A 13,745-nucleotide genomic window follows, 5' to 3' on the forward strand; every position below is an offset into this window, starting at 1 on the left:
TCCCAGGGTCGGGGGCCACCCCCGTTCGCCGGTCAGCCGACGTCGCGGGTCGCCGCGGTCTCCCCGGGTGGCGGGACGGCCAGCAGCTCGGCCAGCCCCGTGCGGTCGAGCAACTGCCGCACCTGCGGTTTGACGGCGTCCAGCCGCACCGCACCGGCCCCGGCGCGGTGGATGACCACCAGGGCGCTGAGGCCGGACGAGTCGCAGAGCGTCACCCCGGCGAAGTCGAGGAGCAGCTCCTGGCAGCCGTCGTGGCGCAGCTCGGCGGCGGCGGCGACGAGGTCCGGCGCGCTGTCGAAGTCCAGCTCGCCGGTCAGCCGGAGCCGGGCCCGTCCGGCGTCGAGCCGGTCCACCTGGATGGTCAGCAGCTGCGAGCGCATGCGGTCATGTTTCCAGCTCGGGCCGGCCCCGAAGACCCCAGGCCGCTCAGACACGGGCGGACGACCCGGTCGTGGGCCGGTCGGGCTGCGGCCGGGACAGCAGGGCGGTGACCCCGGTCATGTCGAGGATCGTCGCCAGGAAGCGGGGCGTCTCCCGGAGCTGGAGGGACGTGCCACCCTGCTGGCCGTCCCGCCAGGCATGCACGATCACCGACAGGCCGGTGCTGTCGATGAAGAGCAGGTCGCGGAAGTCCAGCACGAGCGTCCGCGGGATCTCCGCCAGCAGCCGGTCGACCTCGGCGCGCAGCGGGGCGGCCGTGGTGAAGGCCAGGTCACCGCCGACCCGGATGGCCGGCGCGGCGGGGTCGGAGCGGTCCACGGAGATGCGCAGTTTTGTCGCCTCGGGCGTTCTCCGTCGGGGTGCCACCATCACGCCTTTCGCGGCTGCCGGTCGGGCCGGGTCGTCCGGATCGTAACAACCCCGCGACCGCCCCGCCGGGTGGCGCGTCCGCAGGCCGGGGGGCACGAGCGGTGGGGTGGCGGTACCGGCACACCGGCGTAGGGTGGGTGGAGAGATTTGACCATACGCGCCGTTTCGCGCGGACCGTGGGTATCGACAGGAGTGGGGCTCAGCTGGTGACTGCTGCCGACGTCAGGGGCGCTGACCCGGGCGACGGACGGATCTCCACGCCAGGTGCCAGACGGGCTCGTCCGTGGTCGCCCGCCGCGCCGGCCCTGCCGCCCCTGGCCCCGGACCGCGGCCCGGCCACCCCCGACTGGTCGGAGGTGGTGGAGCACTTCCGCGAGGGTCTCATCGTCTGCGACGCCGACGGGGTGGTGCGCCACCTCAGCCCGGTCGCCGAGCGGCTGCTCCCCGAGGTGGTACCCGGCCAGGTGCTCGCCGCGGCCGGCGTGCCCGCCCTGCGCGCCGACGACCCGGGCGAGTTCACCCATCACGGCCGGCGGCTGCGCCTGCGGGGCGTCGGGCTCTCCGCCGGCCGGCGCTGCTGGTACGTCGAGGACGTCACCGAGAGCGTGAGCCGGGCCGACGCGCTGCTCGCCGAGCGGGCCCGCTCGGCGTTCCTCGCCGTGGTCGGCGAGAAGCTCGGCAACCCGCTGCATCCCGACCGCGCCGCCGCCGCGGTGGTCCGGCTGGCCGTGCCGACCGTGGCCGATGTCGCCGTGCTGGTGCTGACCCCGCGCGCCGGCCGGGCCCGCTGGTGGCGGGCGGTGCGCGCGGACGACGAGGCGCCCGCCGTGGACAGCGGCGTGCTCGCCGCCGCGGCGCTGCCGTCGGCGATCGGGGAGGGACTCGGCGGCGTGGAGCCGCACGCCCTGGACTGGCTGGTGGAGCAGGCCGTCGAGGCGGGCTGGCTGCCCGGTCTCGACGCGGCCGGCGCCACGGCGCGGGTGGTGCCGTTGCCCGGCCGGGAAGCCCCGGCCGGGGTGCTGCTGGTCGCCCGCCGGGCCAGCCGCTGGTACGACGACGCCGACCTCGACCTGGTCCGCGCGTTCGCGGCCCGGGCCGGTGCCGCGCTCACCACCGCGCTGCTCTACCGCGACCAGGCCGAGGTCGCCGACACCCTCCAGGCCAGCCTCCTGCCCGTCGAGCCGGCGGCCGCCCCCGGCGTGCAGTGGGGGACCGCCTACCGGCCGGCGCAGGCGGGGCTGCGGATCGGCGGGGACTTCTACGGCTCGCACCGGCTCGTCGACGGCGGCTCCGTCTTCTTCCTCGGCGACGTCTCCGGCAAGGGTGTCGAGGCGGCCGTGTTCACCGGCCAGCTCCGCCAGTGCCTGCACGCGCTGCACCGGGTCGAGTCGCAGCCGGGCCGGCTGCTGAAGCTGCTCAACGACGCGTTGCTGGAGACCACCCAGGCGCACGGGCAGGGCCGGTTCGCCACCATGGTGCTGGGCGTGGTGCGCCCGCACCGCGACGGCGGCCTCACCCTGACCATGGCCGGCGGCGGCCACCTCCCGCCCCTGGTGCTGCGGGCCTCCGGCGAGGTCGAGGTGGTGCCGCTGAGCGGGATGCTGATCGGTGTGGTGCCGGATCCCCGGATCGGCGAGGTGACCGTGCACCTGGCGCCGGGCGAGACCTGCCTGCTCTACAGCGACGGGGTGACCGAGGCGCGCGATGGCCGGCGGGGTGACGAGCAGTTCGGGGCCGAGCGGCTGGTGCACGCCGTGACCGGCTGCCACCGGATGCCGGCCCCGGCGCTGGCCGAGCGGATCGAGCAGGTGACCTGCGACTGGCTCGGCCACGGCGACCACGACGACATTGCCGTGCTCGCGTTGCGGGCGACCGGCCCGGTCCGTCCCGGCCGCCACCTGCACGCGGTGCCCGGCCCGACCGGCGCCGACCGAACGAGGGAGACCGAGGCGTGACCGCGACGACCACCGAGGCCGACCCGGCTCACGCCTTTCCCCGGCTATCTGGAGTGCCTGGCGGAGGCCGACGAGCACGCCGCGGTCGAGGTGGCCCTCGGGCTGCTGGAGTCCGGCGTGCCGGCGGAGCGGGTGCTGCTGGACCTGGTCGCCCCGGCGCAGGCCGAGGTGGGGGAGCGGTGGGCGCGCGACGAGTGGAGCGTGGCCCAGGAGCATGCCGCCACCCACATCAGCGAGCGGGTGGTGGCGGCCGTCGCCGCGTACGCGAATCCCCGGCCGACCCGCGGCCGGATCGTGGTCGCCTGCATGGACGGCGAGTGGCACGCCTTGCCGGCCCGGCTGGTGGCCGAGGTGCTGCGGCTGCGCGGCTGGCAGATCACCTTCCTCGGGGCCAGCGTGCCCGCCGCGCACCTGGTGTCCTACCTGCACCGCTACGACGCGCACGCGGTGGCTCTCGCCTGCGCGCTGCCGATGCGGTTGCCGCACGCCCATCGCATGATCGAGGCGTGCCGCCGCTCCGACGTGCCGGTGGTGGTGGGCGGGCGCGGCTTCGGGAGCGACGGGCGCTGGGCCCGGGTGCTCGGCGTGCCGTGGGCGCCGGACGCGCCGACCGCGGCGAGCCTGGTCGCCGACGAGCGGGCGCTGCGGGCGGTGCCGCCGGCCCGGCTCGACCACCTCGCCGACGACGAGTACGCGAGCCTGGCCAAGCGGCGCGGTGAGCTGATCGACAGCGCCCTGGCCGACCTGCGCGAGCGGGTGCCCGGGGTGCGCGACTACACCCCGGCCCAGCTGGACTCGACCGTCAGCGATCTCGGCTACATCGTCGATTTCCTGGCCGCCGCGCTCTACGTCGACGACGAGACCCTCTTCACCGAGTTCGTCGAGTGGTTGGTGGCGATCCTGGTCAGCCGCCGGGTTCCGGCGGGCGCGGTCGGGCTGACCCTCGACCACTATGGACAGCGGCTGCGCGACTTCCCCCGGGCCGGCCGGTTCCTGGACCGGGCCCGCGCGCTGGTCGGCGAGCTGTCCGGCGCGCCGGGGCGTTGACCGTCGGGGTGCGGGCGCGCCGGGGAGCCCTGCGTATACTTGCCGCACTGCAAGCATCGGCCTGCGGTGGGAGCGAGGAGGGGCCACGGTGACGTTCACCGTCACGTACGGCCGGCGGGACGGCGGCCCCGCCTGCCTCCGGCTCGCGGGCGAGCTCGACCTGGCCACCGCGCCGGAGCTCAACGCCGCCATCGACCGGCTGGCCGCCGAGGGGCACCGTGAGCTGTTGCTGGACCTCGCCGAGCTGACCTTCTGCGACTCCACCGGCATCGCCGCGTTCGTCCGCGGCGACAACCTCGTCACCGCCGCGGGCGGTTGGTTGCGGATCACCGGGGCGACCGGGCGGGTGGCCCGGGTGCTCCAGGTGACCGGGCTGGCCGAGGTGTTGAGCCATGAGGCGGGTGTGGCCGACCCGGCCACGCCGGCCGCCTCCTGATCGGATAGATTTCCCCGCCAGCCGCCGACCTCACCGTCGGCGTCCGCCTCCCGAGACGAAGCAGGTAGTCCCATGGGTCATGGCACCCCGAGCCCCGTTCGCATCCTGGTGGTGGACGACGACCCCGGTGACGTCCTGATGATCGAGGAAGCCCTCGAGGACTCGGACGTCGAGAAGGTCATCGACGTGGTCAACGACGGCCAGGAGGCGATGGAGTTCCTCCGCCGCGAGGGCCGGCACACCGAGGCCCGGCGCCCCGACGTCATCCTGCTCGACCTGAACATGCCGCGCATGGACGGGCGTCAGGTGCTCGGTGAGGTCAAGCGGGACGAGGACCTCCGCACCATCCCGATCGTCGTGCTCACCACCTCCAACGCCGACACCGACATCCTCGGCAGCTACACGCTCCAGGCCAACGCGTACGTGACGAAGCCCATCGACCTGGACGACTTCAACGACGTGGTGCGCCGCATCGACGAGTTCTTCGGCCGCGTGGTCGTGCTCCCCAAGCACCCCTGAGCCCTTCGTCCGGGCGTCCGGATGCTGAACATTTTGCGGGAACCGCCGCGGCCGTGGCCGCCGGCCGCCCAGGATCAGGTGGGGACGTGACACCAGCTGCCTGGGGGGCGACACAGATGAGGTTCTCCGTGGTCGAGACCGGTTACGACCAGCGGCAGGTGGACTCCTGCCTGGACGAGCTGGGAATCCGGTTGGTCCGGCTCGCCGCCCGCGCGGAGAGCGCCGCCGGCGCCGGCCGCGAGTGGGACCAGGTCCGCGAGGACGCCACCCACCTCTGCGACTTCCTGCGCCGCCGGACCGCCGTCGTGGACGGCGAGGAGGCCGCCGGGACGGCCGCCGAGCGGGCGGCCGCCACGCTGCTGGCCGAGGCCCGCAGCGAGCTGGAGGCGGCCCGGGAGGAGGCCCGGCAGGTACGCGAGCAGGCGTACGCCGAGGCGGTCCGGGCGCGCCGGGACTTCGAGGCGGCGCTGCTGGCCCGCCGCCGGCGGGAGGCCCGCGTCGACGAGATCCTGGCCGGGGCGCGCGGCGACACGGTGCCCCCGGACACGCCGACCGCAGCGGCGGGCGTGCCGACGGGCGGCGCCGCCGAGCGCAGCGCCGCCTGAGCGCCTCTCAGACCAGCGCCGCCACGACCGTGGTGGCCCGCTTCTCGTGCTGCGCGTAGGCGTCGGGGAAGGCGGAGACCTGCACCGCCTGGGCCGCCGCTGTGAGGCTCAGCTCGGTCCAGCCGGGCACCTCCTTGAGCGCGCTGAAGAAGGCGCGGGCCGCGTACGCCGGGCGCATGATCTCGGCGACCGTGCCCCAGCCGCTGCTGGGCCGCTGCTGGAACAGGCCGATCGAGTCGTGGTCGGAGCCGCTGCCCTGGTGCGGGTAGTCGAACGACTCGGGGAGCACGTCGCTGGCCAGGTTGTAGAGGTTGCTCTCCTGCATGGCGGTGGCCACGGCCACCACGAGCGCCCGGCGCGGCATCTTCATGGCCAGGCCGGCGTCGACGATCGCCTTGGCGTTGTCCATCTGCTGCTGGTCCAGCCCGGCCACGGGCCGGGGGTGCTTGGGCCGGACCGGCTTCTTCGGCGCCTTCTTCCGGGTGGGCGTGGGGCTCGGTGTGGCGACCGGGATCGGGGTGACCGGCACGGCGACCGGCGGGGCGGCGCGCTCGAAGTCCCGGGACGCCCGCTGCTCGTCGGCCGCGGCGGCCCGGTCGGCGAGCGCCTGCTGGACCGGCTCGTGCCGCTGCCCGGGCTCCCGCGCGCCGACGACGCCGATCAGACCGAGGCAGCAGGTGACGCCGGTGGCGACGGCGACCCGGGCGGGGGTGGAGCGGACCGGTCCGCGGCGGGCCGGCTCCGGGGCCCGGTGCCGCCCGATCCTCCGTTCGGCTGATGCCGGGTCAATCGTACGGCGAACCTGTCGCGTCTCGGTCGGCTGCTGAGTATCGGGGTGGTCGGGATGCACCCGCCGAGGCTAGAAAGCTTCCCGGCGCTTGCCATCAGGGTGATTGGTGGCATGCGCCACACTTTGCCATGATCGGCCCGCACATTACGCTCGGTAGACCACGAATTCGATCATCCTCGCCTTTCGCATTTTCCGTTCATGTCCGAAACCGCCGGACAGACCCCGCGCATGATCCTCTTCTCGGCGGTTCCGCCCGCCCTCCTCCTTTCGGGGGAGGGATACGCCCGTCACCTGGGCGTACGCGCCTGGGCCGGAAAGCCCAGGCGCCGGGGACACCCGGTGTCCGGATCGCCGCCACCGGAGGTCCCGCCGCTCGATACGATGCGGACGGTGACGGAGCAGATGGTCGATGAGCGGGCCGCCGGCGAACCCGCCGGCCGCCAGGGCCGGCGGGGCCTCGTCGTGGGCCTGTGCGCCGTCCTGCTCGCCCTGCTCATCGTCGGCCACCGGGCGGTACCCAACGTCCACGGGCTCGGCAGCCTGGTGGACAGCGCCACCCCGCTGCTCGGGCTCGGCGTACCCGTCCTCGCCCTCGCGGCGCTGCTGCGCCGGTCCCGCCGGGCCCTGCTCGTGGTCCTGCTGCCGGCGCTCGTCTGGGCGGCGCTCTACGGCGGCGCCTGGCTGCCGCCGGCCGCCGGCGCGGGCACCCCCTCGCTGCGGGTGGCCAGCCAGAACCTGCGCTCCGGCAACCCCGACCCGGCCGCCACGGTCCACGCCCTCGCCGACGCCGCCCCGGACCTCATCGGGCTGCAGGAGGTCGACGACGGCGAACGGGTCGCCGCCGCTCTGGGCGGGCGCTACCCGCACCGGGCCACGGTCTCCACGGTCGCGCTGTGGAGCCGCTGGCCCATCCGCGAGGCGCACGGCGTGGACACCGGCCTCGGCTGGGACCGCGCGCTGCGGGCCGTGGTCGGCACCCCGGAAGGCGACCTGGCGGTCTACGTGGTCCACCTCGGCTCGGCCCGGGCCGGGCACACCGCCACCCGGGACGAGACCCTCGCCGCCCTCGCCGCGACCGTCCGGACCGACGACGCACCGCGGCTGGTCGTGCTCGGCGACTTGAACACCGCCACCACCGACCGGGTCTTCGGGCCCCTCACCCGCCTGCTCGGCGACGCCCAGGCCGAGGCGGGGCAGGGCTTCGGCTTCACCTGGCCGGCGGAGCTGCCGGTGACCCGCCCCGATCACGTCCTTTACCGGGGGCTCACCCCCACCGCGGCCGGGGTGCTGCACACCCCGGACAGCGACCACCGCGCGGTGACCGCCGGTTTCCGCTGGTGAGCGGTCAGTGCCGGCCGTTCTCCGCCGGGGTGACGGTCAACCGGTGCCGGCTGTTGTCGCCGCTGGAGAACGGCCAGAGCCGATCGGCGTGCGCGACCAGGTCGGCCAACTGCTCCCGGGTGAGACCGGCCGAGGAGATCTCGGCGTGCACGTCGGCGCGGTAGCGGCCGTCGTCGTCGCGGCCCAGCTTCGCCTCCGCGGTCACCTCGACGGTGTGCGCCTCGTCGGTGATCTCACCGGCCGCCTCCACCGCCGCGTGGTGCAGGCAGGAAGCGAACGCGGCGGCCAGGAGCTGCTCGGGCGTCAGGCCGGTGCAGTGCGGCGCCAGCGGGGACGCCAGGGCGGAGGAGAGACCGCCGTCGTCGGTGCGTACGTGACCGCCCGCGGCGGTCGCCGTGGCCGTCTCGGCCAGCCAGGAACTCGGATCCGGCATCGCGTTCCTCCCGTCACTCACCCGCCCGGCTACCCGGCCCCCGGCCGGCGAAACCGTGCCTGAGCAGGCAGGCGTCAGCGAGCCCGGCCGGTCGGCTGCGCGTCGACGGCGATCGCCTCGGTCGCCTCGGCCGCCGCCTGGTCGGTCCATGCCGACACCGCGGCGCTGCGCTGGCGGGGCGCCGGCGCGACCATGGGCACGTAGACCCGGGCGTCCACCACCTCGGCGAGGAGCAGCGCGGCCATCAGGCTGCTCGGCCGGGCCGCCGGGTCCTCGGCGAGACAGCCGCGGCACAGGTCGGCCGCCTCGGCCGGCAGCCCGTCGATGTCGGGCAGCGGCTCCGGCCGCCGGCGCCGGCCCGAGCCGAGCAGTTGGGTGGTGCTGTCGGCCGCGTACGGGAGCCGGCCGGTCAGGCAGTAGTAGAGGAGCACGCCGAGGGCGTACATGTCCGCAGCCGGAGTGGCGGGCTGCCGGTCGAGCTGCTCCGGCGCCAGGTACGCGGGCGTGCCGACCACGATCCCGTCCGGGGTGTGGTCCGGTGCGCCGGCCGGGCTGGCGATCCCGAAATCGAGCACCTTCACCCCGGCCGGGGTGAGGATCACGTTCGCCGGCTTCACGTCCCGGTGCACGATGCCGTGCGTGTGCGCGGCGGCCAGGGCGGCGCTCACCTCGGCGCAGACCCGCACCGCGATCCGCCAGTCGAGCCGGCCGCGGCGCAGGTGGGCGGCGAGGGTCTCGCCCTCGGCCAGCTCCATCACGATGTAGGGCACCGCCCGGCCGTCCGGCAGGGCGGCGGTGCCGAAGTCGTGCACGCTCGCCACGTTCGGGTGCACGAGCCGGGCCGCCGAGCGGGCCTCCCGCCGGATCCGGTCCACCGAGGTGGCCTCCCCGTCCAGCCCCGGCGAGATCAGCTTCACCGCGACGGTCCGGTCGAGCACGAGGTCGTGCGCCCGCCACACCTCGGACATCCCGCCGATGCCGACCCGCCGTTCGAGCTCGTACCGCCCGCCCAGCGTCCTCATCGACCACTCCTCGCCTCGTCCGGTCCCCTCGGGTTTCGCTACCCGGGCCCGGAGCAGGGCAAACCGCCGGGGATTCCCGCCACCGGGCGGGCCCGGCGCGGGTAGCTTCGCGGGCAGGGGTCTGTGTCGACGGTGAGACGGAGGGTGACCGGTGGCTCTGGTGCGCGTGCGGTTCGTCGGCGGACCCGCCGACGACCTGGTCCGGGACCTGCCCGCCGATCCGGACGGGGCGCCACCGCCACGGTGGATCCTGCGCCACCCCGACCGGCCGCCCGGTGGCGAGGCCGACCACCTCTACGAGCGCGACCACCACCACGACGGCGGCGACTGGACGATGCGGTACGTGCGCACCGACCCGTTCGGCGCCACCGAGTGAACCCGGTCAGGCCGCCCGCGCTCCGGTGGTGTGGAGGATGACCGAGGCGACCAGCTCCGGGTCGTCGTGCATCGGCACGTGCCCGCAGCCGGCCAGGTCCAGGTGCCGGGCCGCCGGCAGCCGGGTACGCGCCAGCGCGGCCTGCCGGTAGGGCAGGATCCGGTCCCGGGTGCCCCAGGCGACCGTCACCGGCACGGTCGGCGCGCCGGCGAACGCGTAGCCCCGGCCCGCCCGCGCCACCGCGCGGAAGGCCCGCGCCTCGCGCAGCGCCCGGGCGTCGGCGAGGGCCTCGGCCAGCGCCATCCGGTTCGGCCGGGCCAGGATCATGCCCAGCGCGAGCGTGCGCAGCGCCGGGTTGGCGAACAGCGACCGCAGCACCGGCTCCGGCAGCCGGGCCGCGTTGCGGTGCAGGCTGAGCACGGTGAGCGCCCAGCGCAGCTCGCGTGGGGTGCAGAAACCGGCGGGGGCGAGGGCCGTGGCGGAGGAGACCGCCCCGGCGGCGGCGAGCTCCAGGGCGATGGCGCCGCCGAGACTGTTGCCCGCCACGTGCGGGCGGTCCAGCCCGAGCGCGGCGAACAGCTCGACGATCCCGGCCACGAGGCCGGGCATGTCCGCGGGCAGGCCGGTGGCGGGCACCGGCGAGCGGCCGAAGCCGGGCAGGTCGACGGCGATCACGTCGTGCGCCTCGGCGAGCCGGTCCAGCACGGGCGACCAGGCCGCCCAGTGGTGACCGATGCCGTGCAGCAGCACGAGCGGCGCGCCGGCCCCACGCCGCTCGAACACGAGCTCCACGGGGTTCACGGCCGTGTCTCCGTCGTTCGCGACTGCGGGGCTCGCGGAACCGGCTCGCTCATCCCGCTCGCCGTCACCTCCGGGGTGCTCGCCCCGAAGCCCCGACCCAGCGCCCGGGTCTGCTCCTCGATGAGCGGGACCATCTCCTTCGCGGTCCGCCCGACCAGCCGGTCGGCGAGGGGGCTGACGAGCAGCGACCGGACCGCCTGCACGCCGGCGACGGCGCGCGGCACGTACACCCGGCGGCTGCGGCGCTCGATCGCCCGCACGAAGGCCGCCGCGCACTCCTGCACGGTGGTCGTCCGCCGCATCGGCCAGGGCAGCTTCGCCAGTGCCGTCTCGAACGCCGGCAGGTCGGCCCGCGCCTCGCGGACCAGGTCGGTGTCCACCCAGGACGGATGCGCCGTGCCCACGGCCACCCCACGGTGCGCCAGCTCCAGCCGGATGGCCGTGCCGAAGTGCTCGACACCGGCCTTCGAGGCGCAGTAGGCGGCCATCCCGGGCAGCGCCGCGAACGCGGCGGCGGAGGAGACGATCAGCAGGTAGCCGCGGCGGGCGGTGAGCGCCGGCACGGTCGCCGCCGCGGTGCGCAGCACCCCGATCAGGTTCACCTCGACGGTGCGGACCAGCGCCTCGACGTCGCCGACGGCGACGGTGCCCCGATTGGCGACGCCGGCGTTCGCCACCACGGCGTCGATGCCGCCCAGCTGCGTGACCGTGCCGTCGACCGCGGCGGCCAGCTCGGCCTGGTCGGTGACGTCGGCGGGAAACCACACGTGGCCGGGACCCAGCTCGGTGGCGAGCGCGGCGAGGCGGTCGGGCTCCAGGCCGACCAGGGCCAGCCGCGCGCCTCGGGCGACGGCGAGCCGGGCGGTGTGCTCGCCGATGCCCCGGGCCGCCCCGGTCACCAGCACGACCTTGCCGGCGAGCCGGCCGGCCGGACGACCGTCGATGGACATGCCGGCAAGTTACCACCGGGTAGCGTGCGGGGGAAGGCCGCCGGCGCGCTCCTGCCCGCCTCGGACGCCCTGCCCGGCCAGCCGTTCCGGTCCGCGCGGACCACGACGCGGGGCCCGCACAGCTGGTACACAGGATCGGGACAGGCCCGGTACAGCGGGTGCGCCCACGATGGGAGCATGGTCATGAACGGGCAGGCCGCGCAGGGCCGGATCGAGCTGCGCCGACCGGACGGCGAACCGGTGCGGGTGCTGGTGGTGGACGACGAGCCCACGCTCACCGACCTGCTCTCGATGGCGCTGCGCTACGAGGGCTGGCAGGTGACCACCGCCGGCAACGGGATGGCGGCCATCAGCGCGGCCCGGCAGTTCAAGCCCGACGCCGTGGTGCTCGACGTCATGCTCCCGGACCTGGACGGCTTCCAGGTGCTGCGCCGGCTGCGCGAGCAGGCGCCCACCGTGCCGGTGCTCTTCCTGACCGCGCGGGACGCGGTCGAGGAGCGGATCGCCGGGCTCACCGTCGGCGGCGACGACTACGTCACCAAGCCGTTCAGCCTCGAAGAGGTGATCGCCCGGCTGCGCGCCCTGCTGCGCCGCTCCGGGTTCGCGGTGGCGGCCCGCGAGGAAGCCGTGCTCACCGTCGGCGACCTCAGCCTCGACGAGGACAGCCACGAGGTCCGCCGCGGCGACGACCTCATCACCCTCACCGCCACCGAGTTCGAGCTGCTGCGCTATCTCATGCGCAACCCGCGCCGGGTGCTGAGCAAGGCGCAGATCCTCGACCGGGTCTGGAACTACGACTTCGGCGGCCAGGCCAACGTGGTCGAGCTGTACATCTCGTACCTGCGCAAGAAGATCGACGCGGGCCGCGAGCCCATGATCCACACCTTGCGTGGGGCGGGCTATGTCCTCAAGCCCGCGGAGTGACCGGGGCGGGCGGGTGCGTCGGCGGCTGTCCGGCTGGTCGCTGCGCCGGCGCCTGGTGCTCTCGGTGGTGGCGCTGCTGGCCCTGGTCAGCATCGGCATCGGCGGTCTGACCACGATCGCCCTGCGGCACTTCCTCATCGGCCGGGTCGACGACCAGATCACCGCCGGTGACCGCCGGCGCGAGAACGTGCCCGACATCTTCCGGGACCAGCCGACGCCCGGGCGTCCCGGCGACGCCGGGGAGTGCGAGTCGCTGCAACCACCGCCCAGCTTCCCGGTGGACTCGGTCGCCGTGATCGTCGACGACGGCCACGTCGAATGTGCCAAGATCCGGACCGGCCCCCGGGTGGTGGAATCGTTGCCGGCGGAGCAGGCGGCGGGGGTTGCCGGGCAACCGACCGACGGGCGACCCCGCACCGTGGACATCGGGGCTCAGGACGACTACCGAGCCGTCGCTCATCAGATGCCCGACGGAAGCGTCCTCGTGTTCGCCGTTCCGCTCGCCAGCGTGAACGACACGGTCATGTGGGTGCTGGTCGCCCAGGCCGGGCTGGTCACCGCCGGGCTGATCGTCGCCGGCGGGCTCGGCGCGCTGATCGTCCGGGCCGCGCTGCGCCCGCTGAACCGGGTCGCCGCCACGGCCACCCGGGTCACCGAGCTGCCGCTGGACCGGGGCGAGGTCGGCCTGTCGGTGCGGGTGCCGGAGGCGGACACCGACCCGCGTACCGAGGTCGGGCAGGTGGGCGGCGCCCTCAACCGGATGCTCGGCCACGTCGCCGCCGCGCTCGCCGCCCGGCAGGCCAGCGAGATGCGGGTACGCCAGTTCGTCGCCGACGCCAGCCACGAGCTGCGCACCCCTCTGGCCGCCATCCGCGGTTACGCCGAGGTGGCCCGGCGCGGCCGGGACGAGGTGCCGCCGGACGTGGCGCACGCCCTGCGCCGGGTGGAGTCGGAGAGCACGCGGATGACCAGCCTCGTCGACGACCTGCTGCTGCTCGCCCGCCTCGACTCCGGCCGCCCGCTGGCGGCCGAGCCGGTCGACCTCACCGCCATGGTGGTCAACGCGGTCAGCGACGCGCACGTGGCCGGCCCCGAGCACCGCTGGCAGCTCGACCTGCCCGACGAGCCGGTCAGCGTCACCGGCGACGCCCACCGGCTGCACCAGGTGCTGGCCAACCTGCTCGCCAACGCCCGCGTGCACACCCCGCCCGGCACCACGGTGACCACCCGGCTCGCGCCGGTGGCCGGCGGCGTCGAGCTGAGCGTCACCGACGACGGCCCGGGCGTCCCCGCCGAGCTGCAACCGGAGGTCTTCGAGCGGTTCGCCCGCGGCGACAGTTCCCGCTCCCGCGCGCACGGCAGCACCGGCCTCGGCCTGGCCATCGTGGCCGCCGTCGTGGAGGCCCACCACGGCGAGGTCGCGGTGGCGAGCCGTCCCGGCCGGACCGTCTTCACGGTGCGGCTGCGGGAATCCACAGCCGACGCATAGGCCGCGCACGGGGGCGGGCCAGCGGGCCGCCCGAGGCTTGCCGGCATGGACAGAACAGAGAGCCTGCTGACCGCGCCCACGGCCGGGTCGCCCGCGACCGACCCGGTGCCCGCGCCCGCCCCGGAACCGGTCCGGATCCCGGCGCCACCGCCGGCCGAGCCGGCCCGTCGCGACCCGCGCTGGGCGCGCCCGGCCCTGCTCGGCCTGCTGCTGGCCACCGCGTTGCTCTACCTCTGGGGCCTGGGGG

At 75.4% G+C, this 13,745-nt stretch carries 17 protein-coding genes; 10 read left to right on the top strand and 7 right to left on the bottom strand.

What is annotated here, in order from left to right; all coding sequences use genetic code 11:
• Positions 1-32: 32 nt before the first annotated feature.
• Entirely contained in the window at positions 33-380 is a 348-nt protein-coding gene (locus F8274_RS25150) for an STAS domain-containing protein (protein WP_151464840.1), read from the bottom strand.
• A 46-nt stretch (positions 381-426) separates the two neighbouring features.
• On the bottom strand, positions 427-759 hold the full coding sequence (locus F8274_RS25155; RefSeq protein WP_151464841.1) for an STAS domain-containing protein: 333 nt from the start codon (positions 757-759) through the stop codon (positions 427-429).
• Between the two features lie 257 nt (positions 760-1,016).
• Between F8274_RS25155 and F8274_RS25160 the strand changes: the two genes are divergently transcribed.
• From F8274_RS25160 to F8274_RS25180, 5 genes are all read left to right on the top strand, one after another.
• On the top strand, positions 1,017-2,765 hold the full coding sequence (locus F8274_RS25160) for a PP2C family protein-serine/threonine phosphatase (RefSeq protein ID WP_151464842.1): 1,749 nt from the start codon (positions 1,017-1,019) through the stop codon (positions 2,763-2,765).
• 90 nt (positions 2,766-2,855) lie between these two features.
• A complete protein-coding gene (locus tag F8274_RS25165) occupies positions 2,856-3,812 on the top strand; it encodes a B12-binding domain-containing protein (RefSeq protein ID WP_255474584.1) in 957 nt (318 codons plus the stop codon).
• Between the two features lie 88 nt (positions 3,813-3,900).
• Positions 3,901-4,248 carry an STAS domain-containing protein gene (locus F8274_RS25170; RefSeq protein ID WP_151464844.1) on the top strand — a complete coding sequence of 116 codons (348 nt, stop codon included), beginning with the start codon at positions 3,901-3,903 and terminating at the stop codon, positions 4,246-4,248.
• Between the two features lie 72 nt (positions 4,249-4,320).
• Positions 4,321-4,767 carry a response regulator gene (locus F8274_RS25175; RefSeq protein ID WP_091266200.1) on the top strand — a complete coding sequence of 149 codons (447 nt, stop codon included), beginning with the start codon at positions 4,321-4,323 and terminating at the stop codon, positions 4,765-4,767.
• Positions 4,768-4,883: 116 nt separating this feature from the next.
• Positions 4,884-5,372 carry an ATPase gene (locus tag F8274_RS25180; protein WP_151464845.1) on the top strand — a complete coding sequence of 163 codons (489 nt, stop codon included), beginning with the start codon at positions 4,884-4,886 and terminating at the stop codon, positions 5,370-5,372.
• Between the two features lie 7 nt (positions 5,373-5,379).
• Here F8274_RS25180 and F8274_RS25185 read toward each other — a convergent pair whose 3' ends face one another.
• Positions 5,380-6,222 carry a hypothetical protein gene (locus F8274_RS25185; RefSeq protein WP_225853963.1) on the bottom strand — a complete coding sequence of 281 codons (843 nt, stop codon included), beginning with the start codon at positions 6,220-6,222 and terminating at the stop codon, positions 5,380-5,382.
• A gap of 330 nt (positions 6,223-6,552) precedes the next feature.
• Here F8274_RS25185 and F8274_RS25190 point away from each other — a divergent pair, with 330 nt between their 5' ends.
• Positions 6,553-7,503, top strand: coding sequence for an endonuclease/exonuclease/phosphatase family protein (locus F8274_RS25190; RefSeq protein WP_225853964.1), 951 nt, complete (start codon positions 6,553-6,555; stop codon positions 7,501-7,503).
• Between the two features lie 4 nt (positions 7,504-7,507).
• Here F8274_RS25190 and F8274_RS25195 read toward each other — a convergent pair whose 3' ends face one another.
• The gene (locus F8274_RS25195) at positions 7,508-7,936 is read right to left on the bottom strand and encodes an OsmC family protein (protein ID WP_151464846.1); all 429 of its coding nucleotides are present in this window, start codon (positions 7,934-7,936) and stop codon (positions 7,508-7,510) included.
• Between the two features lie 74 nt (positions 7,937-8,010).
• Complete coding sequence (locus tag F8274_RS25200) at positions 8,011-8,958, bottom strand: serine/threonine-protein kinase (protein WP_151464847.1); 948 nt, start codon at positions 8,956-8,958, stop codon at positions 8,011-8,013.
• A 151-nt stretch (positions 8,959-9,109) separates the two neighbouring features.
• On the opposite strand from F8274_RS25200, the gene F8274_RS25205 reads away from it, so the two are divergent.
• Entirely contained in the window at positions 9,110-9,334 is a 225-nt protein-coding gene (locus F8274_RS25205; RefSeq protein WP_151464848.1) for a hypothetical protein, read from the top strand.
• A gap of 6 nt (positions 9,335-9,340) precedes the next feature.
• Here F8274_RS25205 and F8274_RS25210 read toward each other — a convergent pair whose 3' ends face one another.
• Both F8274_RS25210 and F8274_RS25215 read right to left on the bottom strand, forming a co-directional pair.
• Complete coding sequence (locus tag F8274_RS25210; protein ID WP_151464849.1) at positions 9,341-10,135, bottom strand: alpha/beta fold hydrolase; 795 nt, start codon at positions 10,133-10,135, stop codon at positions 9,341-9,343.
• Positions 10,132-11,085 carry an SDR family oxidoreductase gene (locus F8274_RS25215; protein WP_151464850.1) on the bottom strand — a complete coding sequence of 318 codons (954 nt, stop codon included), beginning with the start codon at positions 11,083-11,085 and terminating at the stop codon, positions 10,132-10,134. The genes F8274_RS25210 and F8274_RS25215 overlap by 4 nt, the downstream gene beginning before the upstream one ends.
• 183 nt (positions 11,086-11,268) lie before the next feature.
• Between F8274_RS25215 and F8274_RS25220 the strand changes: the two genes are divergently transcribed.
• The 3 genes from F8274_RS25220 to F8274_RS25230 form a co-directional block, all read left to right on the top strand.
• The gene (locus tag F8274_RS25220) at positions 11,269-12,009 is read left to right on the top strand and encodes a response regulator transcription factor (protein ID WP_151464855.1); all 741 of its coding nucleotides are present in this window, start codon (positions 11,269-11,271) and stop codon (positions 12,007-12,009) included.
• On the top strand, positions 11,987-13,498 hold the full coding sequence (locus tag F8274_RS25225) for an ATP-binding protein (RefSeq protein WP_151464851.1): 1,512 nt from the start codon (positions 11,987-11,989) through the stop codon (positions 13,496-13,498). The genes F8274_RS25220 and F8274_RS25225 overlap by 23 nt, the downstream gene beginning before the upstream one ends.
• Positions 13,499-13,543: 45 nt before the next feature.
• The coding region (locus F8274_RS25230) for a hypothetical protein (RefSeq protein ID WP_151464852.1) at positions 13,544-13,745 on the top strand (202 nt) is incomplete at its 3' end.

The sequence above is a fragment of the Micromonospora sp. AMSO31t genome (assembly GCF_008868175.1).
Taxonomy (GTDB): Bacteria; Actinomycetota; Actinomycetes; order Mycobacteriales; family Micromonosporaceae; genus Micromonospora.

Coding starts and splice junctions, on each gene's coding strand:
- F8274_RS25195 (WP_151464846.1), bottom strand. CDS start 7,936: ATGCCGGATCCGAGTTCCTGGCTGGCCGAGACGGCCACGGCGACCGCC.
- F8274_RS25225 (WP_151464851.1), top strand. CDS start 11,987: ATGTCCTCAAGCCCGCGGAGTGACCGGGGCGGGCGGGTGCGTCGGCGG.
- F8274_RS25220 (WP_151464855.1), top strand. CDS start 11,269: ATGAACGGGCAGGCCGCGCAGGGCCGGATCGAGCTGCGCCGACCGGAC.
- F8274_RS25200 (WP_151464847.1), bottom strand. CDS start 8,958: ATGAGGACGCTGGGCGGGCGGTACGAGCTCGAACGGCGGGTCGGCATC.
- F8274_RS25180 (WP_151464845.1), top strand. CDS start 4,884: ATGAGGTTCTCCGTGGTCGAGACCGGTTACGACCAGCGGCAGGTGGAC.
- F8274_RS25215 (WP_151464850.1), bottom strand. CDS start 11,085: ATGTCCATCGACGGTCGTCCGGCCGGCCGGCTCGCCGGCAAGGTCGTG.
- F8274_RS25175 (WP_091266200.1), top strand. CDS start 4,321: ATGGGTCATGGCACCCCGAGCCCCGTTCGCATCCTGGTGGTGGACGAC.
- F8274_RS25150 (WP_151464840.1), bottom strand. CDS start 380: ATGCGCTCGCAGCTGCTGACCATCCAGGTGGACCGGCTCGACGCCGGA.